At 52.8% G+C, this 24399-nt stretch carries 22 protein-coding genes and 1 tRNA gene; 7 read left to right on the top strand and 16 right to left on the bottom strand.

Annotated features, from left to right (window positions below; translation table 11 throughout):
• Positions 1–2: 2 nt before the first annotated feature.
• The 10 genes from murD to ACZ5BI_RS05480 form a co-directional block, all read right to left on the bottom strand.
• Positions 3–1442 (bottom strand): UDP-N-acetylmuramoyl-L-alanine--D-glutamate ligase, encoded by a 1440-nt coding sequence (gene murD / locus ACZ5BI_RS05435; protein WP_316087067.1) that lies wholly within the window; start codon positions 1440–1442, stop codon positions 3–5.
• Positions 1439–2551 carry a phospho-N-acetylmuramoyl-pentapeptide-transferase gene (mraY, locus tag ACZ5BI_RS05440; RefSeq protein WP_316087068.1) on the bottom strand — a complete coding sequence of 371 codons (1113 nt, stop codon included), beginning with the start codon at positions 2549–2551 and terminating at the stop codon, positions 1439–1441. Before mraY ends, murD begins: the two co-directional genes overlap by 4 nt.
• Positions 2551–4080 carry a UDP-N-acetylmuramoyl-tripeptide--D-alanyl-D-alanine ligase gene (locus ACZ5BI_RS05445; RefSeq protein ID WP_316098386.1) on the bottom strand — a complete coding sequence of 510 codons (1530 nt, stop codon included), beginning with the start codon at positions 4078–4080 and terminating at the stop codon, positions 2551–2553. The genes mraY and ACZ5BI_RS05445 overlap by 1 nt, the downstream gene beginning before the upstream one ends.
• Positions 4081–4119: 39 nt before the next feature.
• Positions 4120–6066 carry a peptidoglycan D,D-transpeptidase FtsI family protein gene (locus ACZ5BI_RS05450; RefSeq protein WP_316098388.1) on the bottom strand — a complete coding sequence of 649 codons (1947 nt, stop codon included), beginning with the start codon at positions 6064–6066 and terminating at the stop codon, positions 4120–4122.
• A gap of 9 nt (positions 6067–6075) precedes the next feature.
• On the bottom strand, positions 6076–6498 hold the full coding sequence (locus tag ACZ5BI_RS05455; protein WP_316086746.1) for a hypothetical protein: 423 nt from the start codon (positions 6496–6498) through the stop codon (positions 6076–6078).
• The gene (gene rsmH / locus ACZ5BI_RS05460) at positions 6491–7486 is read right to left on the bottom strand and encodes a 16S rRNA (cytosine(1402)-N(4))-methyltransferase RsmH (protein WP_316098389.1); all 996 of its coding nucleotides are present in this window, start codon (positions 7484–7486) and stop codon (positions 6491–6493) included. The genes ACZ5BI_RS05455 and rsmH overlap by 8 nt, the downstream gene beginning before the upstream one ends.
• Positions 7487–7604: 118 nt before the next feature.
• Positions 7605–8036, bottom strand: a complete 432-nt coding sequence (mraZ, locus tag ACZ5BI_RS05465; protein WP_464896783.1) for a division/cell wall cluster transcriptional repressor MraZ — start codon at positions 8034–8036, stop codon at positions 7605–7607.
• A gap of 341 nt (positions 8037–8377) precedes the next feature.
• Positions 8378–8800 carry a DUF3040 domain-containing protein gene (locus ACZ5BI_RS05470; RefSeq protein ID WP_316086749.1) on the bottom strand — a complete coding sequence of 141 codons (423 nt, stop codon included), beginning with the start codon at positions 8798–8800 and terminating at the stop codon, positions 8378–8380.
• 56 nt (positions 8801–8856) lie between these two features.
• Positions 8857–10110 (bottom strand): DNA polymerase IV, encoded by a 1254-nt coding sequence (gene dinB / locus ACZ5BI_RS05475; protein ID WP_464895803.1) that lies wholly within the window; start codon positions 10108–10110, stop codon positions 8857–8859.
• A 3-nt stretch (positions 10111–10113) separates the two neighbouring features.
• The gene (locus tag ACZ5BI_RS05480) at positions 10114–11451 is read right to left on the bottom strand and encodes a PAC2 family protein (RefSeq protein WP_464895804.1); all 1338 of its coding nucleotides are present in this window, start codon (positions 11449–11451) and stop codon (positions 10114–10116) included.
• Positions 11452–11582: 131 nt separating this feature from the next.
• Here ACZ5BI_RS05480 and ACZ5BI_RS05485 point away from each other — a divergent pair, with 131 nt between their 5' ends.
• Entirely contained in the window at positions 11583–13865 is a 2283-nt protein-coding gene (locus tag ACZ5BI_RS05485) for a HelD family protein (RefSeq protein WP_316086817.1), read from the top strand.
• Positions 13866–13939: 74 nt separating this feature from the next.
• The gene (gene serA, locus ACZ5BI_RS05490) at positions 13940–15148 is read left to right on the top strand and encodes a phosphoglycerate dehydrogenase (protein ID WP_238127438.1); all 1209 of its coding nucleotides are present in this window, start codon (positions 13940–13942) and stop codon (positions 15146–15148) included.
• Here serA and nrdR read toward each other — a convergent pair.
• Both nrdR and ACZ5BI_RS05500 read right to left on the bottom strand, forming a co-directional pair.
• Positions 15120–15608, bottom strand: a complete 489-nt coding sequence (gene nrdR, locus ACZ5BI_RS05495; RefSeq protein ID WP_278609384.1) for a transcriptional regulator NrdR — start codon at positions 15606–15608, stop codon at positions 15120–15122. The genes serA and nrdR overlap by 29 nt on opposite strands.
• Before the next feature lie 216 nt (positions 15609–15824).
• Positions 15825–16448 carry a hypothetical protein gene (locus ACZ5BI_RS05500; protein WP_464895805.1) on the bottom strand — a complete coding sequence of 208 codons (624 nt, stop codon included), beginning with the start codon at positions 16446–16448 and terminating at the stop codon, positions 15825–15827.
• Between the two features lie 120 nt (positions 16449–16568).
• Between ACZ5BI_RS05500 and lexA the strand changes: the two genes are divergently transcribed.
• The 3 genes from lexA to ACZ5BI_RS05515 all read left to right on the top strand — a co-directional run bounded on the left by lexA (position 16569) and on the right by ACZ5BI_RS05515 (position 17870).
• Entirely contained in the window at positions 16569–17258 is a 690-nt protein-coding gene (gene lexA / locus ACZ5BI_RS05505) for a transcriptional repressor LexA (protein ID WP_316099413.1), read from the top strand.
• Positions 17259–17464: 206 nt separating this feature from the next.
• Positions 17465–17538 (top strand) — tRNA-Met (locus tag ACZ5BI_RS05510).
• Between the two features lie 80 nt (positions 17539–17618).
• Positions 17619–17870: a hypothetical protein gene (locus tag ACZ5BI_RS05515; protein WP_464895806.1), complete on the top strand. Its 252-nt coding sequence runs from the start codon at positions 17619–17621 to the stop codon at positions 17868–17870.
• On the opposite strand, the gene ACZ5BI_RS05520 is transcribed toward ACZ5BI_RS05515, so the two are convergent.
• On the bottom strand, positions 17838–19019 hold the full coding sequence (locus tag ACZ5BI_RS05520) for an IS1249 family transposase (protein WP_464895807.1): 1182 nt from the start codon (positions 19017–19019) through the stop codon (positions 17838–17840). The two genes, ACZ5BI_RS05515 and ACZ5BI_RS05520, sit on opposite strands and share 33 nt — an antisense overlap.
• A gap of 192 nt (positions 19020–19211) precedes the next feature.
• On the opposite strand from ACZ5BI_RS05520, the gene ACZ5BI_RS05525 reads away from it, so the two are divergent.
• On the top strand, positions 19212–19409 hold the full coding sequence (locus ACZ5BI_RS05525) for a hypothetical protein (RefSeq protein WP_464895808.1): 198 nt from the start codon (positions 19212–19214) through the stop codon (positions 19407–19409).
• A gap of 97 nt (positions 19410–19506) precedes the next feature.
• On the opposite strand, the gene ACZ5BI_RS05530 is transcribed toward ACZ5BI_RS05525, so the two are convergent.
• Together ACZ5BI_RS05530 and ACZ5BI_RS05535 are read right to left on the bottom strand one after the other, a co-directional pair.
• On the bottom strand, positions 19507–21087 hold the full coding sequence (locus tag ACZ5BI_RS05530; protein WP_464895809.1) for a UDP-N-acetylmuramoyl-L-alanyl-D-glutamate--2,6-diaminopimelate ligase: 1581 nt from the start codon (positions 21085–21087) through the stop codon (positions 19507–19509).
• 66 nt (positions 21088–21153) lie between these two features.
• Positions 21154–22005, bottom strand: coding sequence for a PHP domain-containing protein (locus tag ACZ5BI_RS05535; RefSeq protein ID WP_464895810.1), 852 nt, complete (start codon positions 22003–22005; stop codon positions 21154–21156).
• 35 nt (positions 22006–22040) lie between these two features.
• On the opposite strand from ACZ5BI_RS05535, the gene ACZ5BI_RS05540 reads away from it, so the two are divergent.
• On the top strand, positions 22041–23615 hold the full coding sequence (locus ACZ5BI_RS05540; protein ID WP_464895811.1) for an aminopeptidase P family protein: 1575 nt from the start codon (positions 22041–22043) through the stop codon (positions 23613–23615).
• 11 nt (positions 23616–23626) lie between these two features.
• Here ACZ5BI_RS05540 and ACZ5BI_RS05545 read toward each other — a convergent pair whose 3' ends face one another.
• Positions 23627–24397 (bottom strand): amino acid ABC transporter ATP-binding protein, encoded by a 771-nt coding sequence (locus ACZ5BI_RS05545; RefSeq protein ID WP_464895812.1) that lies wholly within the window; start codon positions 24395–24397, stop codon positions 23627–23629.
• Positions 24398–24399 lie beyond the last annotated feature (2 nt).

Consider the following 24399-nt stretch of genomic DNA (forward strand, 5'->3'; position numbering starts at 1 on the left):
CCCTATCCCTCCAAACGGGACACGGCATTTGCGAAAGCCTCCCCACGCTGCGAATAGTTTGCGAACTGATCCCAGGAGGCACAGGCAGGCGCCAAAATCACTTTGTCTCCCGGCCGGGAAAGCGCGACTGCCTCATTTACCACCGAGAACATCATGTCGTCATGAGCGGTAACTTCGACCACTGGAACCTTAGGAGCGTGCTGCGTCAATGCCTGACGCAAAGCGGAGCGATCTTCCCCGATCAGCACTACCCCACGTAAAGTAGCAGCGATGTCGGTAACTAACTGATCAAAAGATTGTCCCTTGGCATCCCCGCCAGCTATCCACACCACCGAGGTCGGAGGCATTCCCGACAAAGAAGCAGCCGCGGCATGGGTGTTGGTGGCTTTGGAATCATCAATCCAAGTGACCTGCGCCGCCTGACCTACGATAGCTCGTCGATGCGCCTGCGGGATGAAGCTGCGGATTCCGTCACGCACGGCCTCAGGATCAACCCCTAAGGCTCTGGTGAGACCAGCTGCAGCTAATGCATCTTGCAGCACCGTAATCCCCGGCTCGGCGTGGTAATAGTGAAAATCGCCCATCCCCACAAGTGCCACTGCCTCTTTATAGGGATTTGCGCTGTAGGCGCGATCGATAAGCATATTTTCTACTATGCCCAACTGATAAATATCGGGAGTACCAGTAGTAAAACCGATCGCCCGACAGCCCGCGGTGACCTCGGCAGCTAACGCTAAATCTAAGGTGCGGGAATCTTGCTGATTGTAGAGGACGGCTTTTTGAGCTCGTTCATAGACTCGAGCTTTCGCCGCAACATATGCGGCTTCGCTCCCATGCCAATCCAAATGATCTGCATCAATATTTAAACAAACTGCAGCCAGTGGCGATACTGTTTTAGTGGTGTAAAGCTGGAAACTGGAGAGCTCTACCGCTAGCACTTGTGCTTTAGCCTGGGCAGCGGCCAACACCACCGGGGAACCTACATTTCCGACCGCTAGTGCCTGATAACCGGCAGCCTGCAAAATCGACTGGGTCATCGAAACCGTGGTGGTTTTCCCGTTGGTACCGGTAATTGCAAGCCACGGGGTATCCGGGCGGGAAGTAGCGGTTTTTTGTATCTGCCAAGCTAGTTCGACCTCTCCCCACAGTTCTACCTGGTGTTTTTGCGCCCAAGTGAACGCGCTATGACGCGGAGGCACCCCGGGACTAACCACTAGCAGGGAGGGATCGATCTTGTCGAGGATATCTTCCCAGCTGTTCCCCTGTCCCTGATAGAACTGCGCATGTGGGTAGTCCTGACAGCAGGCGGCAACTGCTTCCTCTTTGCCGTCAATCCCGGATACTTTAGCTCCCAGGGTAGATAGCACTTCACAACAGGCTCTGCCCGATGATCCCAAACCGATAATGCAGATAGAACGGCCTGCCCAGTTTTGGTTTGTCACTTGATTGCAACCACCCATTCTGCGTAGAACAAGGCAACGCCTATGATCGCGAACAGACCGGCAATAATCCAGAACCTAACCACAATCGTTACTTCTTTCCACCCTTTTAACTCGAAGTGGTGATGCAAGGGCGCCATTTTAAAGACCCGTTTTCGAGTAAGTTTAAATACCCCTACCTGGATCACATCTGACATCACGATCAAAACAAATAATCCGCCGATTATTATCGCTAGGAACTCTGTACGGGTCAGAATTGATAGCCCAGCGAAAGCTCCCCCCAAAGCTAATGATCCGGTATCCCCCATGAAAATCTGAGCAGGCGAAGTGTTCCACCAAAGGAAGCCAAAGCAGGCACCTACAATCGCCAGCGATATGATCGCCAAATCTGCTGGATCCCGCACCTCATAACAGGCAGAAGCAACTTTGGGAGCCACATCCACCAGCGGGCAGCGTTGATAATACTGCCAAGTAGCCACCCCGGTGTAGGCACCGAAAGCAAATAGGCAAGCCCCTGCGGCTAAACCATCTAAGCCGTCGGTTAGATTTACCCCGTTTGACCAGGCCGCAATCAAAAAGTTAGACCACAGCGCAAATAGAATAAACGCCACTACGGTTCCGGCGAACGCTAAATCTAATCCACTAACGTCGCGTACCACTGAAATCTTTGTGGAGGCCGGGGTGATAGCAATCCCGGTTTCATCTCGGCGGGGAAACAGCAGTGCTAAGACTCCGAAAGTGGTTCCCACTGCCAGTTGTCCCACAATCTTTGCCCAGGGAGTTAGCCCTAAGGAGCGTTGACGTGAGATTTTAATGTAGTCATCTAAGAACCCGATCAGTCCCAGCCCCACTATCAGTAGCATCAACAGCCAGCCCGAGGGAGAGGGAAATGTCCAGGAAGCAATGTGTGCTGCTATCCAACCGCAAACAGTCGCCAAAATGATGACCAGTCCCCCCATAGTGGGAGTACCGCGCTTAGTGTAATGCGCCGTGGGACCATCTTTTCGAATGAACTGGCCATACTGGTGCTTGCGCAATACCCGAATCAGTACCGGCGTCCCTGCCAGTGATATTACTAGGGAGGTTAATAGCGCTATTCCTAAAGGCACCATTAGCTGTCGCTACCTCCTGTTAAGGCTTCTGCAATTTTCCAGACCCCAGATCCGTTTGAGCCCTTAACTAATACCGTATCGCCGGGAACTAGAACCTGCCTAACCACTCTAAGTGCCTCCTCGGCGTTTTCGCAGTGTTGAGCTTCGGCGTGGCCTAAAACAGTCTGGTAAATCGGGGTGGCTTGTTGACCCACCGTTACAACTACCTTTATTCCCGCTTCGAGACAGGCCTTACCCACCAGGCGGTGGTGATTCTCCGAATCTGCCCCCAGCTCTAGCATTTCCCCTAAGATGGCCACCGCTCGCCCTCTCCCCTTTGCTTGCGCCAGCGTCTTTAAGGTAGTGATCCCCGAGCGCATCGAATCTAAATTTGCGTTATAGGAATCATCGATCACCGTAATATCAGATTCGATTTCCCGCACGTCAAGACGGTGCTGCGACAAGGGACGGGCATTTTCGAGGACGCGCGCAGCTTGGACAAGGCTTACTCCCAACTCGGTGGCAGCGGTAACTGCCGCCAAGGAGTTAGCCACATTATGGCGCCCTACGAGCCCTAACTTCACTTTGAGAGTTTCTGACCCACGGGTCATCCAGAATGCGGGCCGACCATCGGCACCTACTGTGACTTGGGAAGCATAAACTCCCTTGGCCTCAGCTTCTTGCCCGGTTCGCTCCGGTTTAAGTTCTCCGAAGTAGCGAATCTGCGCTCCGGAAGCCATTTGACGTACCCGGTCATCCCCGCAGTTCAAGATAGCTAGCGAGGGCGGAGTATTCCCGACAGGCGACTCCTCGCGATAACCATCTTGCTCAAAAACTAGGCGAGCTTGCTGTGCGGGCGTGCTTAAAGGCCAATAGCGTTTGCCTTCATAGTTTCTTAAGCCCCAAAGAAGCTCGGCTTTGGCTTGAGCAAGTCCCTCAACACTGCCGAATCCGCCCAAATGCGCATGTCCTACCATGAGCTCAATCGCCATATCCAAGGGGGCAATTTCGGTTAGCAGCGCCAGATGTCCCGGTCCGGAAGCTCCCATTTCCAGAACCAAAAAATCTGTAGTTTCATCAGCGCGCAAAATGGTTAACGGCACCCCGACCTCATTGTTGTAGGACTTCTCGGGGGCTATTACCTGACCCTTAAGCTGCAGCAGGCTGGCTAATAAATCTTTGGTGGTAGTTTTACCGGCTGACCCGGTAATCCCGATACAAACTGGTCTTTTTCCCTGGCCTTTGCGCCGTAAAGCCGCTAAATGGCAGTGAGCTAACCATCCGAGAGCGCGGGTGGCTTCCGGAACTTGCACATAGGGAATACCTATCTGTTCAGCCGGTTCTTTCCGTTCTACCAGGGCAGCAGCTGCCCCTGCCCGCCAGGCGTTGTCCAGGTAGTCATGTCCATCAGAGTTTTCCCCGACGCGGGCTACATATAAATCTCCCGGCGCAACCTCACGAGAATCAGTAACTCCCCTCCCCGCGATAATAGTGTCTGAATTTTTGCACGTCCGGTTGAGAGCTTCAGCAATCCAACCCAGTGTCCACATTTGTCCGCTCCTATTAAAAAGTTCTCTTTCTAAGGATATCTAGTGAGCTTCAATCGGATAAAGCTGCGGCTTGGTGCTGGAAGGCGGAACATCCAGCAAGGTTAACGCCTGCGCCGCTACCTGTGAAAACACCGGCCCGGCTACTACCCCGCCATAAATTCCCGATTTTGGCTGGTAGATAATTACTGACACTGCGATCTCCGGATTCTCCGCGGGAGCTAAACCAATAAAAGAGGCAACTACCCCCCGAGAGCCTCCCCCGCCAGAAATAATTTCACTGGTACCAGTTTTACCAGCGCTTCGATAACCAGGAATCTGCGCTTTCTTTGCAGTTCCTTCATCACTGGTTACCGACTCCATCATCCGCACCAAAGTGGCAGCTGCGTTCTGATCTAACTTCTGCGCAGCTGCCGGAACTTTTGCCTTTTCGGGAATCCCCTGGGAATCTTCATATTCGGAAATCATCCGCGGGGCAACATACACCCCATGGTTAGCGATAGTAGAAATCAGCGCCGATATTTGTAGCGGCGTACAAGCCATCCCCTGACCAAACATAGTGGTCATCCGCTGACGGGCATCCCAACTCTTCGGGCTACCAATTATTCCTGCTGACTCACCCGGCATTTCAATGCCCGTTTTTTGCCCCAATCCCAAAGATTTCATCATTTGATATCGCTGCTGATCAGTAACCATTTGTCCAATTTGAACTGTTCCGGTGTTAGAAGATTCGGCCAATACCCCGGAGGCAGTTAATCTCTTGGTGGAGTGGGAATGGGAATCTCTAAACGACTGACCGGTGATAGTAATCTTATCTGGCGAGTTCACCGGGGTTAATGGGGTGATTTTCTTTTGTTCCAAGGCAGTTGCAAAAGTTACCAGTTTGCCGCTAGAGCCCGGTTCGTAAGTGTATTGCACCGCCCGCGATCCCGTGGTTCCCGAGGTTCGCTTGCGGACTTGCTCTGGAGGCTCGTTTCCAGAATCTGCCAACGCCAAGATCTGCCCGGTACCTACCCGCTGCACGATCGCGGTTCCCCAGGCAGCCCCAAAATCCGCGACCTGTTTATTTACCAAGCTTTCCGCGGTGTTCTGTAGATCCGCATCAATCGTTAACCGGACAGTTTTGCCTGGTGTGGCTGCCTTTAGAACATCGGCTCCTCCCGGGATTACTTGCCCGGAAGGAGATATCTCTGCCACCCGCTTGCCCGGAACTCCTGCCAGCTGCTTATTTTGCGTGGCCTCAATACCGGCCTGCCCAACTTGTTCAAAATCAGTGAAACCTAGAATCGAGGAGGCAGTGGCACCATTAGGGTATTGCCGCTGGTAGCGTAGTTCACCATCGATACCATCGATTTTAAGTTTTCGGATCTTCCGCCAATTCTGAGCGCTAACATTTTTAGCGAGGTAGACGAAACCTCTGTTTCCCACCATTTTCCCCCCGAGCACTGCCGGGTTCATATCCAGAATTGGTGCCAGCTGTCGGGCCGCTTCGGCGGCTCCGGTTCCTACCACTTTCTTGCGATTACGGGGGTCGCGGAGTTTAGTTTTATCGGTAACGATCTTTCCGTCCGGGGAAAAAATTTCGTGATGCACATAATTTTTTACCAGCATTTGGTTAACTGATACGTTATAGACCTCGATCGAGGTGGCCAGCACCGTTCCTTTTCTATCGACAATATCTCCCCGCTTAGAGACAATCTCAGCGGAAACAGTCCGCGCTTGTCTGGCCTCGTCAGCAAGAGCGGGGGCTTGTACTACCTGCAAATCGAATAACCTGGCGCTACACAGCACCAGTAGAAAGGCCACTATCACTAGTAGCAGCCTCCCACGCTTACCAGCTGCCTTACTCGCTCCCCGGCTGTTTACGATCCCCGTAGAAATGAAGTCGCTTCCAGCTTGTTTTCGAGGTTGTCCCTGGTCAGCAAGAGTTTTCTGTTTTAGCGAAGAAGCGCTCTTCGCCGGCGAATACCTTCGCTTCTTCCCTACCATTGACCTCTATTATTCCTTAGCTACCGGAACTGGAGGAGTTCCTCCTTCAATCTTGCTTGTTTTTAGGGTAACGTATCCAGTCTCTCCCGCTGGGACATACCCGGCATCCAGGGCAGCTTTCCGTACCTTCTCGGGGCTAGACTTTAAGTTCACCTGGGACTGTACCCGTTGGTTATCTTCTTTTATTTGCGCTAATTGCACCTGGTCTTCATGAATCTGGTAGGAAATCATCGCTAGTTGAGTATTAATCAGCATTGGGGAAACGATCAGGGCAACTAAAAGTAAAGCAGCAGCCACAATTTTCGCCATCAGGGGGGAGCGTTTTTTAAGCGTCTGCTCCTCGCCAACAACTCGTAAGCGAGCCGCATTCCCGGCGCGAACTGGCCGACGACGAGTGGGCGATGTTTGTCTGAGGGCGGCGGAGTTAGGCATGGTATTCCCGGGTCCTTTCTGCGGGCTCGCTTAACTTGGTAATCGCCCGCAACCGCACCGATGCGGCACGAGGATTATTGGATATTTCGGTTTTTCCGGCTTTTTCGGCTCCATTGATCAACAATTGGAAAGTTTTTTCTTCCGCTAATGGAACTCCGTTTAGAGTCGAGGGCGCAACTACCTGCTGAAATGCCTGTTTAACTATCCGGTCTTCTAGGGATTGGTAAGCTTCCACTACCATCACCCCACCGGGTGCCAGGCTGTCCAGGGCAACGGGGATCGCCCGCTTAAGGATACTTAACTCTTTATTTACTGCTATCCGTAGTGCCTGGAAGGTTCTCTTGGCCGGATTCCCCCCGGTGCGACGCGCCGGAGCGGGGATGGCCTCTCGCACGATTTCCACTAACTGTGCCGAGGAAGTAAGTGGAGTTTCTTCTCGTGCCCTTACTATTTCCCGAGCAATCCGGGCAGCAAACTTTTCTTCTCCGGCCTCGCGCAAAATTTTTGTAAGCTCCACGTCGGAAAGCTCTGCCAACAAATCGGCCGCAGTTTTACCACCGCTTTGATCCATGCGCATATCTAGATCAGCATCGCGAGCATAGCTAAAACCGCGCGCCACATCATCGAGCTGCAGCGAAGAGACACCCAAATCCATCAGAATCCCACCTAAAGGATAGGCATCGTCCTCGTAGGCAGCTGCCACTTGCCCGATAGCATCGTAGGTAGCATGTACCGCCGTAAATCTGGAGGAGTACTCCCGTAAGCGTCTGCTGGCGCTGGCTAGTGCCTGTTTATCCCGGTCGATTCCGATTAGATGCACCTGGGGATAGGTCTGCAGAATAAGTTCGCTATGCCCTCCTAGTCCTAACGTGCCGTCAATCACCAGGGCACGCCCCTGCTGTCCCGCTTGCTCAATTCCCTGCCCCAAAAGCTCGATGCAGCGTGCAGCTAGCACCGGCTGATGAGTGAAATTAGTGTTTGGGAACATGGTTTCCTTTGGAAGGTGGGACAGTTTGGGAAAAATCTGGAAAACCAGGGCTCTCCCCGACGATCTGCTACCGGGGAAGAGGCATCAGAGCATTCGGGAAGAGGCCAGGTTCTCCAAGCTAGAACATTCCGGGAATCACTTCCTCTCCGGTTTGGGCAAAAGCTTCTTCCTGCTCAGCTAAATACTGGTTCCAAGCCTGGCCGTTCCAGATCTCGACTCGGGATCCGGCGCCAATAACCGCTAGTTGCTTGCCTAGATCTGCGTAAGTGCGTAGCTGGGGTGGAATCACGATCCGACCTTGTTTATCGGGGATCTCGTCGGAGGCACCGGAGAGCATTACCCGCACGTAGTCGCGACCTTGGCGGGAGGAAAGTGGAGCCCGGCGTAGTTCCTGATACATCCGCTCAAACTCGGTTGCTGGGAAAACATAGAGACAACGATCTTGACCTCGAGTGATTACTAATCCACCCTCTAATTGATCCCGGAATTTGGCTGGAAGAATCAAGCGTCCTTTATCGTCCATTTTGGGTTCATAGGAACCTAAAAACATGGGCGCTACCTCCTTTCCAACCAGATAACTCCACTTTACCCCATTTTTCTCCACTTTGGCGCGCAATAGTGGTGTTTCTAGAAACATAATGGCAACAATTTCCAGTTTTACCTGCGCGGATTAGTCCCAAATCAAAGTGGAGTAAAAAAATCTAATTCTGGTTTTTGTAACCGGAACTACGAGAGCTGATACTTAAATATCAGAAAAGAGAAAAACCTATCGGTCCCGGCAAGGGCGGCAACCGTCCATTGCCCAAAGGAGCGCGGAAATATCAATAAGCATCCCAGAAGTTTTTAAACAAAATAATTGCAAGATTTAAATAAGAGTGAAAGCTTAGCTAACTAACGCTCACCATTGCGGCGATCCCATTTGTCTTCCTGACGCTGCTTAAAAGAGCGCTTCGAGCCCGGGATATTTGCCGCAGACCGGTTATTAGTTGCAGTTTTATTGGGATTTACTCCGAAGCTTGAAAACCGCGAATTCATCGGTAAGGTCACAGCAAAAAGCACCACTATGAACCCGGCGACCGCTACGACTATCGCTAAAAACTTAGAGATTGTCCATACTGAAATCCCCACGACCAGCAACGCAATCCCCATCAGGACTAGTAGCGTCATCGTGGCGACCAGCTTGGGCGAAAAGTTCAATTTTTGCGACTTTTCTGACCCAGCGCTTTTAGCAACCGGAGCTTCAGCCACGCGGACATCAGAGAATTGGCGTTCCATATCTGCGAGAATCTGTTTTTCTTGTTCAGATAGTCCCACGGTAGTTCTCTCCTTTCCGCGTAAATGCTTCTTCCAGCATAAAACAAAAACCTAGTTCAGTCAGATTCAGTTTCATAACTTGGCGCCCCAGAGTTCTTCCCGGGCGTAACTAGCGTAGCCGGACGCAGGGAAGTAGCACCAAATTTCTGGTGAATCCTATCCATCGCTATTTCCGTGGCGCGTCCGCGACTGTCACTCCCCCACGCTAGCTGCACCCCCGAAGTGGCAGAGATTAATTCTTTGGTAGTGACTCCTACCAGACGGATTCCTCCCTTTGGCATATGCTCTTTCGCAAACAACTCCAAAGCTTGACGCGCAATCTCGCGCGCAACGTCGGTGGGCTGGCTCAGAGTGTGGGAACGAGTCCAGGTACGAAAATCGGCGGCTCGTATTTTAATAGTGACATTGCCAGCTAAAAGATCATTGGCGCGTAGCCGTGCCGCGCATTGGTGCGCTTGATCCAGTAAAGTTGCCGCAATAGTTTCTCGCGAATGGACATCGAGCGTGAAAGTAATCTCGGTTCCGATGGATTTTTCTTTGCTCCCGGCGCCTACTCGGCGCGAATCTTGCCCCCGACATAATTGATAAAGGCGCACTCCCAAGGCTTTCCCAAATAGGGAATTCAATTGGGAAATGCTTAAAGTGGTCATTTGCCCGACGGTTTCAATTCCCTTGCGCTCAAGTTTGGCGCCTGCTGCGGCTCCGATCCCCGGGATGGCACCCACTGGCAAAATCTGCAAAAAATCCCTGGTTTTGTCCGCGGGTATCAGTAGCACCCCGTCTGGTTTGGCATGGGCAGAGGCGATTTTAGCGACTAATTTATTGGCCCCGATTCCTATCGAGGCCGGTAAAGAAAGTTCTTCTCGGATCCGTTTACGTAGCAGATGAGCTATCTCTAAAGGGGTTCCCAGTCTCCGGCGCGCTCCGGAGACCTCTAAGAAAGCCTCGTCAATCGATATTTGTTCCATCACCGGGGTGATTTCCCCTAGAATTCTCATGACTTTCTTAGACAGCTGCGAGTAGTAGCCATGCCCGGAGGCGACCACTATCGCTTGGGGACACATTCGCTTGGCCTGAGAAACTGGCATCGCCGCGTGTACACCGTGTGCCCTGGCTTCATAGGAAGCCGAAGAAACCACTCCGCGATTGCTTTTGCCTCCTACGATTACCGGTTTGCCCCGTAAGGTAGGGTCGCGCAGAATCTCGGCTTCCACGAAAAAAGCATCCATGTCGACATGCAGAATATTGGTTCCGCTATCATCGCTGCCCCAATCTTTTTTGGCGGCGGCAGACTGTGGAGCTTTACTCACCGGTCAGTTCTTCCCGCTATCCCCGTTATCTTCTAAGCTGCGATGCTGGTCTGTTAGAGATTCTTCCTGACTACGGGGAGGAGGTGGCGGAGCTGGGGTAGCTGGACCGGAGCCACCGGACTTGTTTTCAGCTTGTTTACGCTGCAAATGGGAGCGGCGCGGCGGAAAATACCTACCCTGCGGGGCACTACCTGGTGCAACCGTCTTGCCTTTAACGCCCGCCGTGGGGGATTTAACTTCTCCTGCATTCCCAGGCTGAGATTCCTTCGTGGGCGAAAAGGACTGTCCGGATCGGCCTCCAACGGCCTTAAATACCTGTTCCGGGGGCTGCATATTAGTATTTCCCAGCTGGCGGGAGGCAACTTTTCGTGCCAGGTGCGCCAGCAAATCATCCCTTCCCGCCAAGAGTCCCTCCGCGGCTTCTTCGGGGGCGTCCTGAGGATTTACTTGCGCCAAGAACTTTTCAATGCGCTCTGCAATCGCCTCTCCCGACCGGGAATCCACTGATTCGGCTAAAGACTTCGGATGCAGCTCTCCCCAGGGTTGGGTTAGCGCCTCGTCGTAGTGCTGCTCCATTTTTTCAATCAGTTCTTTAGCTTCGGGGTTTTCTTCGAGCTGCGCACTGATCTCTTTGATCATTTGGGTACTGGCTGCTTCCAAATCTCCCATCGGTAAATCCAGATTGAGAGTCTCAGAAAGATATTGGATCGCGCTAACTGCCCCCGGCGGATATTGCCCGTCTGCCAAGTAATAAGGAACCCCCACTACGATTCCTCGTGCTTGCACGGAAATCATCTGGAATAGCATCTGCAGGTACTGCCCAAAAGAGGCAGTGATAATGAAAGTACCTGGCATCTCAGTTTGCGGAGGCAAAATATCCGGATTGGGAGAAGTCTGGTTAATGAAGGGGATCCGGGTGTGGGGAATATTGGCAGCTATCCCCATCAGATCAACTGCCTGTTTTACCCCCATATTTTGACAAACCTCGAAAATAGCCAGGGAAAAATCTTCCCAGTTAATGTCGGGTTCTAGTCCGCGCAGTAACAAAATCTGACGTCCGGAATAATCAGTAATCCGCTCCAGGGTGCAACTGGGGTAACGCATATCGGTCATCATCCAGTTTTCAATGGTTATTCGAGGACGCCGCGCCCGGTAATCCAGTACCGTCTCTAGGGAAAAACGCGCAACTTCTTCATGCGGAAGGGCATGCAATAGCTGCTCAATAATCATTCCGCCAATATCACCGGAATCGATTGCCCCCGAAAAGGCGTAGAGCAGCACCTCTGCCTGGGTATCCTCGTAGGCAGGACCGGGGATTATAAAACGGCTGCTATCTGTCATCTACCCTCCATTCTTTAGTCCAGCCTACCCGGCAAATGCCACGCATGCATCGCCCCTCGCCCGAGCTATGCGCTTTTCAGCGATAGCGGGTAGAATAGACGCCTACTTTTTCTTAAAGGAAGGGGCTCTTCTTGAATGATCCCGAGCAGCTAGCGGCGGAGCAGCAGGCCGTAGACCGCATTTACCAGGTTTTAGATGATGCCCGCACTCGTTACCGCCAGCGCCAGCGCCAGGTTCAAGCCCTTGGCGCCACCGGTTCTCCCCAAAACCGCTCGGAACGCGACGTAATGGCAGCTCATTTGGGAGACCAAGCCGCCCGCTTGGAACGGGTAGAAGAACGCTTAGTATTTGGAAAACTGACTCCCCTGACTGGGAAAGATTTCTATATCGGGCGAGTAGGACTGCAAGATAGCGATCACGCTCAGGTGTTAATGGATTGGAGGGCTAACGCCGCTACTGCCTTTTACCAAGCCACTGCCCGCCACCCTCTGGGAATGGCTAGGCGGCGCCATATAGGTCTGCATCGCCGGGAGGTAATTTCGCTAGAGGACGAAGCCTTCAATTTATCTCACAGCAGTAAAGAAGGGATCCAGCTCCAGGGCGAGGGCGCACTATTGGCAGCGCTCCGAGCAGAACGCTCTGGCCATATGGGCGATATTGTGGCCACCATCCAAGGTGAGCAGGATCGAATAATCCGTGCGAACACTTCTCAGATCCTGGTAATCCAGGGCGGACCGGGCACTGGTAAAACCGCTGTGGCACTGCATCGCGCGGCCTATTTACTATACGAACAGGCGGAACGCTTAGAAAAATCCGGGGTGCTGATAATAGGCCCCTCGCCCGCTTTTTTACGTTATATCGAGCAAGTGCTACCCGCGCTAGGAGAAACCGGGGTGGTCTCCACCACCATGGGAAACCTGTTACCCGGAACTAGAGCCCCGGGTAAAGAACACCCGAAAGTCTCGGCTTTGAAGGGAGATTTACGTTGGGTAAAGCTAATCGAACAGGCAGTACGCTCCCTGCAACGGGTTCCCGATTCTGATCAGTCGCTAACGGTAGGAGCTACTAAACTGCTCCTGCGACCGCGAATAGTAAAAGAGGCGATTCGCCGCGCCCGTCTTAGCGGCAAGCCGCATAACCAGGCACGGGAACTCTTCGTTGCCCACGTTTTAGATTCTTTAACTGACCAATATTTGGATAGCGAAACCCGCCGAGAACAAGCAGAATTAACTGCCGCCGCTCGGCAGGCCGGCTTAGGGGAAATAGAAACTAGTCGCGACGCACTTTCTGAACGCGCCCTAGTGCGCGAAGATCTGCGTTCCAACCTTAATGTGCGCCGCGCAATCAACCTTTGCTGGATGCCTTACTCGGCGCAGGATCTATTACGGCGTCTTTACGCTTACCCAACATTTCTTGCCCGTTTTGCCAGTGAATTCAGCGCCGAAGAGCAAGAGATACTTTATCGCCCCAAGCAGGAGCCATTTTCCCCTGCTGACGTGCCGTTACTCGATGAGCTCGCGGAACTGCTGGGAGAGGCACCAAATACTACCTCTCCTACTTCTCGTCGCTCCCGATCTGCTGCCCGCGAGCGAGAGCTATCACGGGCTCAAGCCGCGATCGAGGGACAAGGACTGGGAGACGGAATTGTCTCCGCTAACATGCTGGCCACAAGCGCCGCTGGAAACATTGAACAGTCCTCCCTAGCAGAGAAAGCCCATAAGGATCGCACCTGGACCTATGGACACGTAGTGGTAGATGAAGCTCAAGAACTGTCCCCGATGGATTGGCGCTGCCTGTTGCGGCGCTGCCCTTCGCGTTCTTTTACCGTAGTGGGTGACTTAGCCCAGCGGATTTCCACCGGGGGATCTTCTTGGCGCCAGCTGCTAGGGCCTGCCGGAGATGCTTTGGAGGAAGAAGCCTATTTAACGGTTTGTTATCGCACCCCGAAAGAAATCATGGATTTAGCGGAGGCGGTTACCACTGCCGCTGGGCGCCCCTCCCCTTATCCGGTTCAAGCGGTTAGACAAGATCCGAACTCGCTGATAACCCGCCAGGTAGCCGCCCTTGACATCGCTGCTTTGCAGGAAACAGTTTCCGACGAGATCAGCTATTTAGAAAGTGTTTTAGGAGCGGGACGAGGACGCATTGCCCTGATTTGCGCGCAGCGTGATTATTCTACGGATTTGCAGCTTGCCAGCAAGCTCTCCGTCCCGGTGGGGAGCGATCCGATTAGTGATCGGGTGTGTGTAATAGATGCGGTCACTTCGAAGGGCTTAGAGTTCGATAGCGTAATTTTGCTAGAACCGGTTAATATAGCTGCCCAAAGCGTTGGTAATCTCTTTGTGGCCATGACTCGCCCCACCCGTCGGCTAGTTACTCTCTACACCCAGCAGCTGCCAGCAGGGTGGAAGTAACGGGGAATACCGGGTGTAAATACCGGAGAACGGACGGTTTTGCCAAGCGTGGTTAGCGCTGAAAAGATGGAGGCATGACGAAGGCAGTTTTACTTGAGGATCCGCACCAGGTAGCGGATGAAGTTTTTACCGGTTACGACATTGAAGTAGAGCGAGTAAAAGGCGCCCTGGAAGACGACGCGCTGATCGAACGCCTCCAGGATGCCGATATCGTGGGGATTCGTTCAAAAACCCAGGTAACTTCCCGAGTGATTTCTGCTTGCCCTCGCCTAAAAGTGGTCGGTTGTTTTTGTATTGGCACTAACCAGGTAGATTTGTCAGCCGCCACCCAAGCGGGAGTAACGGTCTTTAATGCCCCCTACTCCAACACTCGCTCAGTAGTAGAGCTGGCCGTCGGGCACATTATCAACCTGGCGCGTCACGTGGAAACCCGCAACCAGGATTTACAACGCGGAATTTGGAATAAAAGTGCTTCAGGGTCTCACGAGGTTCGCGGAAAAACTCTGGGGATTATTGGCTATGGAAATATTGGTACCCAGCTTTCGGTCTTAGCTGAAGCCTTGGGAATGAATGTCGTCTTCTATGACTCCGCCCAGCGCCTCGCAATGGGTAATGCCCGCGCTTTGCCCTCCATGGATGAAGTGCTAAAAACTGCCGACTTTATTTCCCTGCACGTGGACGGGCGCAAATCGAATGAGGGCTTGATCGGCAAACGCGAGTTCGAACAGATGAAAGAGGGCGCGATTTTCATTAACCTCTCGCGCGGCATAGTAGTAGATGTCGATGCTTTAGCTGAAAACATTCGTTCCGGAAAAATCTCTGGCGCTGCGGTAGATGTGTATCCCGAGGAACCGCAAAAGAACGGGAACGAGTTCCATTCCCCGCTACTAGGACTGCCGAACACGATTTTGACTCCGCACATCGGCGGCTCAACTTTGGAGGCACAATTTGATATCGGTCAGTTTGTAGCGCATAAAATTGCGGACTACTGGCACCGAGGTAGTACCGAGATGAGCGTTAATATGCCAAACTTGAAACTCAATTCTCATCCGGATTCTTGGTACCGACTAGCATTCATGCACACCAATACTCCAGGGGTGCTGGGGCGCATCAACCAGGTTTTCGCCAACCAAAATGTGAACATTAACGGTCAGATTTTAGGTACCGAAGGCCAGGTAGGGTATGCCCTAACTGATATTGCTTCGGAGCTTCCAGTATCGGCAGTTGCCGAAATCCGTTCAATGCCCGAAACTATTAGTCTGCGAGTATTGCAGCTGCGTTAGCTTTTTGTTGCGATCTAATCTCGTCGATGGCAGTTTGGAAGTCTTCTAGATCGTCAAAACTGGAATACACGGACGCAAATCGCAGGTAAGCGACCACATCTAGTTCTCGGAGCGGCTCCAGGATAGCCCGCCCAATGCGTTGGGAGTCAATTTGCGATTTTCCGCTCGCCCGTAGATTTTCTTCTACCTGTTGTGCCAATTGTGCAAGGTCATCACTACTGACGGGACGCCCCTGGCAGGCTTTTCGAACCCCACTAATCACTTTTTCCCGTGAAAACGGCTCCAAAATACCGGAGCGTTTTTTCACGGATAAAGCTGCAGTTTCAATAGTGGTAAAACGCTTATTGCATTTGGTGCATTCGCGTCGCCGACGGATAGCATTTCCTTCTTCGGCAGTCCGAGAATCGATTACCCGCGAATCATCATTATGGCAAAACGGACAGTGCAACTTTTCCCCCATCAATAAGCATCCTGAAGGTCTAGCTTATCGCAACATTTGACACTCTTGCATCAACGCCCTCAAAGAGAATCAAACCGGAAGAAAGAATGGGATCCATAGCCAGAATCCCCAGTCATAGCTAGGATTTTTCCACACAACGAAAAGCGGTAGCGACCGATTTAGCCACTTCTTTGGAAAGGCAGACCCGTCCTTGCATTGCGCTCGCTGCCGTTAGGATTACCGCCCTAACAGCAGATCCGCCGAGGAAGCTTGGCTAGTTTCTGCCGTTAGCTCACTAGAAATCTGGCTGGTTTGCCTGGCGCCATCAGTGGCCGCATCCCAATAACCGCCAAGACCTACCCCGGAGATTAACGCTGCCGCCACCAGCAGCAGACCTAGGGATACTTGGAATAATTTATGGCTAACCCGGGGAATCATAAGCTTATTAGGCGATGGTTTTTGGGGAGCCGGGCGCCGCGCACTGTCTAGGTTTCCAGCCTTGGCAGCGGGAGGAACCGCTACCAGCGGTGCTGGTTTTACCCGCGCGATGCGAGGCGCTCGGCGCGCCCATTGGGGAAGCGAGTCAAAAGCTGCTGCCGGCCCTTCCGAGCGGTTCTCCCTACCGACGGCGGGCGGGCATGGCATTTTTGAGCCCGCAGGATGACGGGACTTTGCCCGCGCACGTTCTATATAGGTGGCATCGACCAACTGTAGGTGAGGACGCTTAGGATTTGGCGTAGAAAGCTTCGTCAGCTGGTAACTCCCCAAACCTACTACCCGTTTTTGGGCTAGTTCTTCCAGATTGAAAGAAAGCTGTGTGGACATGACTGCACCTTTCTCGAACAAATGTTCTTCGAACATCTGTTTGATATAGTAACGAGTAGGCACCGCAAAAGCAAGTGAAATACACAAATTTATCGAACAAATGTTTGCATAATGAGTCACAATTTCTTATGATCGAAGTGGCAGTGGGAGGGAACCATGAATAAAGACCAAAACGACTCCTTGGATATTGAAACACTACGTCCGCGCGCGCGCTCTATTTTCGAGGCAGTTTGCGCTGGTATTCGCACCCAGGGGTACCCGCCCTCGGTTAGGGAAATTGCTGCAGCCGTGGGACTGTCTTCTTCATCTACCGTCAAACATCACCTAGACAATCTGGTCAGTCAAGGGTTCTTGGTACGCGCTGCGGGACGTAGCCGTGCGCTTGAGGTAAACCCGCAATTTACGCCACTTTCGACCGACGAGCCGGCTGTCGAAACCGCAATTTCCCAGCTTGGGGAAGTGACCCCCTTAAACCATCACGCGATTCCCTTGGTAGGACAGATTGCTGCCGGTACCCCCATCGATGCCCAACAAGATATAGAGGACGTTTTCACTATCCCTACCCGCTTTACCGGGGATGGCGAACTCTTCATGCTCAAGGTACATGGCGATTCGATGATCGAAGCGGCGATCTGTGATGGTGACTGGGTGGTAGTTCGGCGTCAAAATGTTGCCGAATTGGGCGAGATTGTGGCTGCCATGATCGAGGGGGAAGCTACCGTTAAAACCCTCGCGCGGCGGGAAGGTCACATCTGGCTACTGCCCCACAACCCGGCATTTGAACCGATTCCCGGTGATAATGCCACGATCTTAGGAAAAGTCGTTACCGTCTTGCGGGCGCTATAAACTGGTCACTTCCTGGCGCTCTGGCAGTTTTTACTTGACTGTTTAGCGTCCGCTCCGGCGTCTTTACTTTTCTAAAAACACTCCTTACTTCCCCCTCAAGTTCCTTTTGAAATGCTATTTTAGTTTCTAAAGTTCCCAACGTGACCTCTTCGACAGTGAATTTTTTTGCCTTTAACCACCTATCCTGCTTAACATAGACAAGTCGACGCGGGGTGGAGCAGTTCGGTAGCTCGCCGGGCTCATAACCCGGAGGTCGTTGGTTCAAATCCAGCCCCCGCTACTAGCAAAAATCCTGCAACCTTTGGTTGCGGGATTTTTTGTTTTTCTACACGGCCCGCTTTTTCCTGCCACAATAAGAGCATGAGTAACATTTTGTGGGCATACCGCCAAGGCAAGAAGAGCTACGTAGGGCAAAATGAGCGCGGCGCAAAAGTAGAAATCGGGATGGGTGAAAACCAATTCACTCCCGGGGAGCTACTGCAACTAGCTCTGGCAACTTGCCATACTTTTTCCGCCGATCACGTATTATCTGGGTTAATGCCCGAATTGTGTGTCTTTTTCCGGGCGTGTCGGGGTGGTTTAGTGTCCTGCCCAGCCTTTGCGGATGTGTAGGGATCCGTCTTGGTATTTGGGGTTGTAGTCGATGGCGTTGTCCCATAGTTTCGGGCCTGGTTTCGGTTGTTCGGGCCCTGGTTTGGGGTCGGGTTTTAGGTGGTGTGGTTGGATTAGTTGGTGTGGTTTGAGTGGGTGTTCGCTGTGGAGGTAGCACCACCATTCGGTGGCTTTTTTCATGTGGGGCTCGGATAAGCCGCGATGGTTGTAGATCAGGGTTTTGATGGCGGCGTTTATAGCGCCTTCTAGCTCGTTGGTGGTGGCGGGTAGCGTGGTGGTGGCTTGTTTGTTTAGGGTCGGGTCTAGGAAGGTGAACAGGGTTGCTTTCCTGGTTTGTTTGGCGAGTAGGTTGTAGGCTCTGCGGGCTTTTTGGTGGGTGTACCACCATTGCTGGTTAGGGCGAATCCATAAGGGTATTTGGTCTTGGGGTACTTGGTTTTTATAGGTTTTATGGTTTAACCATTTTCCCCATTGGTTATGGAAGGCTTGCACTAGCCCTATCCATTGGTCTGCTTGGTTTAGATCCTTTATTGTTACCAGGCGTTTGGCTAGACCCCATAGTGCTTTGTGTGCCGGGATTTTAGGGTTGGTTGTTGTAAGGGCACGGATGTTTCGTTTTATGTGTACTAGGCAGCGTTGCACGCGCGTGTTTGGCCATTGGTCTTTGATAGCGCTTAACGCTCCGGCTTGCCCGTCAGTTATAACCATTAAGGGCTCTGGTAAGCGTTTTAACAGCTGTTTATAGGCGGCCTTGTTCTCTTGGTTGCACCATTGCCAGGCCAGGACTTTACCACTGTTTACGGCGGTTAGAAGACACCAGCCGTAAGGCAGGTAGGTGCCATCTATTTGTATATAGTCATAGATTTGCCCAGTTGGTACGATTACCGGTTCAACCCGCCAACACCAGTTAGTTCTTCGCTGCCAGGTAGAAGAAGAAACTTGCAGGTCGCCTATAGCGTCTTTCCCGGTTAACCATTTAACGAACTGGTCAAGCTGTGCCTTTCTGGAAATATCTGGCCGGGTATTACAAAAAGAGGCCCCGCACTTGGTACAGCGGTAACGCTGAAGTCCTTTTCTGGTTCTACCATTCCTTTTAGCACCCGCCTCGCCGCAGGTAGGACACTTTCTTCTGCTTGATCTACGACCCATAAATCAAACAAAAGCAGACCCCTACACCAAAAACACGGAAAGTCAACAACCCGTAGAAAACAAGCCCAAAAAGCTAACCAAACCCCAAATTACAAGGTTCCACCAGCCAAAACACCAAAATAAAGACACACAAAATGGGCATTAGCCCTATTATCTGCCGCTTTAGGGAAGGATTTTGCCGCTTCTGTAGGGGTGGCAGCACAAAAGGATGAGCGCCGCGACTCTTACTCGCATTTGACGGTAGAAATGGTCACTGACCTCGCCGAACTAAGCGAGGAGCAAGTAGCGCAGTTACGACAAAAATCCCAGGCAGCAATCGATAAATACTGCACCGTCGGCCATACCCTAGACGATGGCGCCAGCTACGACTTTGACCTAGTTTCAGAATAACCGCGCCATTAGGGATTAGCTCTCAGGGGCAGGAGAAATCTGCCCCCGCCCTCGTCAGATACTCCGCGGAGGAAATAGGGTTCTACCCTAGCAGGCATTATCCCTGGATATGCGCGCGATTCTTATAGGCAACCAGGCAATCGCGAGCCACCGGGGTGTCATTAAAGGCGTGGAAAACCCCTTCAATTTCTTGATAGGGCTCCGCGCCTTTGCCGGTGATGATTACCGTGTCGTCCTTTGCGGCTGCCAAAATCGCTTTACGAATTGCGTCCCGCCGGCAGGTGGTAACCTCGCATACCTTCTCCATTCCCGGGCGCACTTCTTTAATCCCCGAGAGCAGCTGGGCGCGAATACTTTCTGCGTTTTCGGTGCGCGGATTCTCGTCAGTCACCCAGAGCATATCTGCTTCTTTAGCTGCTACTTTAGCTAGTGGAACCCGTTTAGTGGCATCGCGATCTCCATCGGTACCAAATACCAAGTGTAGTTTTCCGGGGGTGAACTCTTGCATAGTGCGCAGAATCGAAGCTAAAGCCTCCGGGGTGTGGGCGTAATCATTGATAACCAGTGGGGTACCTTCATTACGCCGGCTTACAATTTCCAGGCGCCCGGGAACCGCTAGCCTCGCTAAGCCCGCTTTCGCCGCCTCGGCAGGAATCCCGATTCCGGTAAGCATTAAATAGGCAATCGCGGCGTCCTGAACGTTAACTTCACCGGGCAGGGCAACGGTGATTTCCTCCTCGCGCGCCACATTCGGTTCCCGCTTCCCGGTTAAAGTAAAATCGCAGGCTGCGTCGGCAATGTTGTTAGCTTTTTGGCTCACAACCCAATCGGCTGAGGCATCGGGGTCATAAGCGGATACCGACACGCATTGGGTGTCGCAACTGGCTGCTAACTGCTCCCCCCACTTATCATCGATGCAGATCACACTGTAATCAGTAAACTCTTTGGAACATAACCGGGCTTTAGCTGCCAGATAGTTTTCCATCGTGTGGAAATAATCCAGGTGATCATGCTGCAGGTTAGTAAAAGCAGTGGCATCAAATTTCATTCCCTTTACCCGACCGAGGGATAGTGCATGGGCCGATACTTCCACTACTGCGGCTTGCATTCCCTGCTCTACCCCGTAAGCCAAAATCCGCTGCAGCATCGGGCCTTCAAAAGTGGTGCGCGAAGACTGAATCCGCAAATCCCCTACCTGAGTTTCCGCAGTGGAAAGAATCATGGTGGACAGCCCTGCCGCCTCAAAAGCGACTTTGGCAGCAAAACAAGTGGTGGTCTTACCGTTAGTTCCGGTTACCGCCACGGTTCTCATTTTTCCGGCAGGATTATCGAAGGCTCTGATCGCCAGAGGCGAGGCCGCTTCTCGTGGATCCGCCACCGTTACCACCGGGATTTTCACCCCTTGGGAGCGAGCAAGCTCCGCCCCCTTGGCATCAGTAATCACCGCTGCTGCCCCCAGGGATTCCACTTCGCTGGCAAACTTGGCGGCATGCACATTGGCTCCCCCCACGGCAATAAAGGCCTCCCCGGCCAAAATCTCATCGGAAGCCATCGAAACTCCCCGCACCTGAGCCTTTTCCCAGGCAGGATCAATTTGGGCGGCAAACCCCTCCACTAGGCGTGCTAGCGAAACCGGGGCGATATTTTGGGGACGAAAATCTCGAAAAGTTACGGTCATAACCTCTACTCTAGTGGCAATCTCCGCCGGGCGATAAAGTGAGCATCCGCAGCCTCCTCCCTTTTCTCAAGGGCACACCAGTTCGCCTGCTCCCCTGCTGCAGATTTCCGCAAATACTTCGGGAGCAGTCAGGCACTCTCCCAATTGATTAGGCTTTCCGGAGCCGTGATAATCCGAAGATCCGGTAACCGCCAACCCCAGCAGCTTCGCTATTTTCCTAACTTCTGCCTGTTCAAGCTGGTTTTGCTCGGGATGAAAAGCCTCCAGGGCAAACAATCCTGCCTCTTTTAGCTGGGCAATAGTGGCTACCGATAAGAATCGGAGCTGCCGGCCGCCCGATCGCGGGTGCGCCAGAACCGGGACTCCCCCCGCTTTTATTACCTGTTCCACTGCGTAGACGGTATCGGGAGCCTGATAATGCACATAGTATTTACTGGAAGTAGCCAGTACCTGTTCAAATGCAGCGGAGCGATTCGGGAAATACCCGGCTTTCACCAAAACATCAGCCACATGCGGCCGCCCTATGGGGCTCGATCCCGCCTGCCCGAGAACCTCCTGATAAGAAATATCGAAATCTTGGGATAAACGCTGTACCATTTGCCGCATTCGCTGCTGACGCGCCTGCACCGTTTTTTCAAATAAATCCGGCAGTACCTGGCTTTTCAGGTCCGGTAAATACGCCAGCAGATGAGCGGTGATTCCCTGATGGGAGGTAGAAATCTCTACCCCCGGAACCAGACTAACCCCGCATTCCGGCACCATTTTACTGGCCTCAGCTATCCCCGCGAAGGTGTCATGATCGGTGAGGGCGATGACGTCTAGACCTGCTTGCGCGGCCAGAACCATTACCTGCTCTGGGCTATCAGTACCATCTGAACAGGAAGAATGAGTGTGTAAATCGATTCGCATCGCCACCATAGGACTATTTTAGGCCATCGTGGCATGATGGAAGTATGGAAGAAAACTTAGCAGCCGCACAAGATCAGCCCTTAAAAGACCGGGTAAATAACCGTTCTCGCCGCATTGGCAGTCCCGCATTTCGCGAGTTTATTGGCAGCGGGTGGGGCGAACGCAAAGATCCTGATCCTGTTCCCAGTCATGCGCGGGATTTCTTGGCTGCGCGCTATCAAAAGCTAGGTGCCCAGTTCCGGGGTGAACGCCTGGTGATCCCCGCCGGAAACTACAAGGTTCGCTCCAATGACTGCGACTATCGCTTCCGCGCCCACTCTGCCTTTGCCCACCTAACCGGGCTAGGCGGGGAACTAGAGCCGGACGCCGCCCTAGTCCTGGAACCGCTAACTGATAAAGAGGGCACCCCCTTAGAGAATGCCCCCGATGATGCGGGCGCCGCTACCCATCGCGGGATCGTATTTTTCCGTCCCCAAGCTCCGCGCAGCAGCGAAGAGTTTTATGCTGACTCTACCTATGGTGAGTTCTGGGTGGGACCGCGAATGACGCTTTCCCAGATGGAGGCGGTCACTGGCCTCCCGGCACGCCCCTTAGATACTTTGCCCGATCAACTGGCTAAAGACGCCGGTCTGGTACAGCTGCGAGTAATTCGCGAGGTCGACACCTCGGTGCAGGCGGCGGTAGAGAAAGTACGTAGCGAAGCCGGGCTGCCAACCGGACAGGACGCGCGAGGTCTAGACGAAAAACTGGAAGAAGCCGCCTCGGTACTGCGCTTGCAAAAGGATGCCGCCGAGGTCAAGGAGCTAGAGCACGCGATTACCGTTACCAAATCAGGATTTGAAGCCATGATTAGAGCGCTACCCCGCGCCACCCAGCACCATCGCGGTGAACGGGTGATTGAGGGAGCTTTCCAGGCCCGGGCTCGTGAAGAAGGCAATGGTCTGGGATACGACACCATCGCGGCCTCGGGAAATCACGCCAATACTTTGCATTGGATTGATAATGATGGTCCAGTGCGCGAAGGCGATCTAATTTTGATTGATGCCGGAGTGGAAGCCGATTCGCTCTATACCGCGGATATCACCCGCACCTTGCCGGTAAATGGCAAGTTCACCCCGGTGCAGGCCAAGGTGTATAACGCGGTCCTCGATGCTTGCGAGGCCGGATTGGCGCAAGCCAATAAGCCCGGATGCAAGTTCAAAGATGTACATGATGCGGCAGTTGCGGCTCTGGTTAAACACTTGGATGCCTGGGGGGTGTTGCCGGTTAGCGCCGAGCAGACCCTGTCAGAGGACGGCGGGGAATACCGGCGCTGGATGCCACATGGAGTCTCCCACCACCTAGGTCTAGATGTCCACGATTGCGCCTTAGCTGCTCGGGATATGTATATGGAGGCCCCCTTAGAGCCAGGCATGTGTTTCACTATTGAACCGGGACTCTATTTCCACCAGGACGATGAACTCTTACCCGCGGAACTACGAGGCATCGGGGTTAGGATCGAGGACGATGTGCTAGTGGAAGCAGATGGCAGCGTACGGCGCCTGTCGGAAGATATTCCCCGCACTGTTGAGGCCGTAGAAGCCTGGATGGCGCGTCTTAATGAAAATCCCGCCTCCTAGACCAAGGATCATTAATCTGCAGAAGCGTTTTGTCCGCGTAGTTTATTAAGGAACTGGCGGGTACGCTCTTGGGAAGGATTGCGAATTAACTGCTTGGCATCCCCAGATTCCAGTACCACTCCGTTATCAATAAAGAGGGCGCGATCTGCGACTTCGGCAGCAAAGTTCATTTCGTGAGTTACGATTACCATCGTCATATTCTCCGCTGCCAGCGAGCGAATAATCTGCAGGATTTCGCCAGTCAGCTCCGGGTCTAAGGCGGAGGTGGGCTCATCGAAATACAGCATTTTCGGCTTCAACGCCAGTGCTCGCGCAATCGCCACTCGCTGTTGTTGTCCGCCGGATAACTCTGCTGGATAGGCCTGCCCTTTATCGGCGAGGTTCATCCTTGTGAGCAGCTGCAGCGCTGTTTCTTCGGCTTCTTCCCGTTCTCTCCCCTGAACTTTAATCGGGGCATCAGTGAGATTTCTGAGCACTGTCCAATGGGGAAATAGGTTAAAGTCTTGGAACACCAACCCAAAGTCACGCCGGAACTCGCGCTCGTCCCCAGTTGAAACCTTAACGCCGTCCTCTTTCTTTAGTGCCTGGTTCCCGAAATAGCAGATTTCCCCGCTATCCATTTCTTCCAAGAAAGTGCAGCAGCGCAAAAGCGTCGATTTTCCAGACCCTGAAGGACCAAGAACCGCATGCACTTCACCGGTATTGACGCTTAGAGACACTCCTTTTAGCACTCGGTTAGTGCCGAAGCTTTTTTCCATGCCGGTAATACGTAGCGCTTCCATCT

The organism is Varibaculum sp. GTC20041 (assembly GCF_055387755.1).

What these genes read in the sequence shown, in the direction of transcription:
- mraY (WP_316087068.1), bottom strand. Translation starts at nt 2,551, where the DNA reads ATGGTGCCTTTAGGAATAGCGCTATTAACCTCCCTAGTAATATCACTG.
- ACZ5BI_RS05445 (WP_316098386.1), bottom strand. Translation starts at nt 4,080, where the DNA reads ATGTGGACACTGGGTTGGATTGCTGAAGCTCTCAACCGGACGTGCAAA.
- ACZ5BI_RS05450 (WP_316098388.1), bottom strand. Translation starts at nt 6,066, where the DNA reads ATGGTAGGGAAGAAGCGAAGGTATTCGCCGGCGAAGAGCGCTTCTTCG.
- ACZ5BI_RS05455 (WP_316086746.1), bottom strand. Translation starts at nt 6,498, where the DNA reads ATGCCTAACTCCGCCGCCCTCAGACAAACATCGCCCACTCGTCGTCGG.
- rsmH (WP_316098389.1), bottom strand. Translation starts at nt 7,486, where the DNA reads ATGTTCCCAAACACTAATTTCACTCATCAGCCGGTGCTAGCTGCACGC.
- mraZ (WP_464896783.1), bottom strand. Translation starts at nt 8,036, where the DNA reads ATGTTTTTAGGTTCCTATGAACCCAAAATGGACGATAAAGGACGCTTG.
- ACZ5BI_RS05480 (WP_464895804.1), bottom strand. Translation starts at nt 11,451, where the DNA reads ATGACAGATAGCAGCCGTTTTATAATCCCCGGTCCTGCCTACGAGGAT.
- serA (WP_238127438.1), top strand. Translation starts at nt 13,940, where the DNA reads ATGACGAAGGCAGTTTTACTTGAGGATCCGCACCAGGTAGCGGATGAA.
- nrdR (WP_278609384.1), bottom strand. Translation starts at nt 15,608, where the DNA reads ATGGGGGAAAAGTTGCACTGTCCGTTTTGCCATAATGATGATTCGCGG.
- ACZ5BI_RS05500 (WP_464895805.1), bottom strand. Translation starts at nt 16,448, where the DNA reads ATGTTCGAAGAACATTTGTTCGAGAAAGGTGCAGTCATGTCCACACAG.
- lexA (WP_316099413.1), top strand. Translation starts at nt 16,569, where the DNA reads ATGAATAAAGACCAAAACGACTCCTTGGATATTGAAACACTACGTCCG.
- ACZ5BI_RS05515 (WP_464895806.1), top strand. Translation starts at nt 17,619, where the DNA reads ATGAGTAACATTTTGTGGGCATACCGCCAAGGCAAGAAGAGCTACGTA.
- ACZ5BI_RS05520 (WP_464895807.1), bottom strand. Translation starts at nt 19,019, where the DNA reads ATGGGTCGTAGATCAAGCAGAAGAAAGTGTCCTACCTGCGGCGAGGCG.
- ACZ5BI_RS05530 (WP_464895809.1), bottom strand. Translation starts at nt 21,087, where the DNA reads ATGACCGTAACTTTTCGAGATTTTCGTCCCCAAAATATCGCCCCGGTT.
- ACZ5BI_RS05535 (WP_464895810.1), bottom strand. Translation starts at nt 22,005, where the DNA reads ATGGTGGCGATGCGAATCGATTTACACACTCATTCTTCCTGTTCAGAT.
- ACZ5BI_RS05540 (WP_464895811.1), top strand. Translation starts at nt 22,041, where the DNA reads ATGGAAGAAAACTTAGCAGCCGCACAAGATCAGCCCTTAAAAGACCGG.
- ACZ5BI_RS05545 (WP_464895812.1), bottom strand. Translation starts at nt 24,397, where the DNA reads ATGGAAGCGCTACGTATTACCGGCATGGAAAAAAGCTTCGGCACTAAC.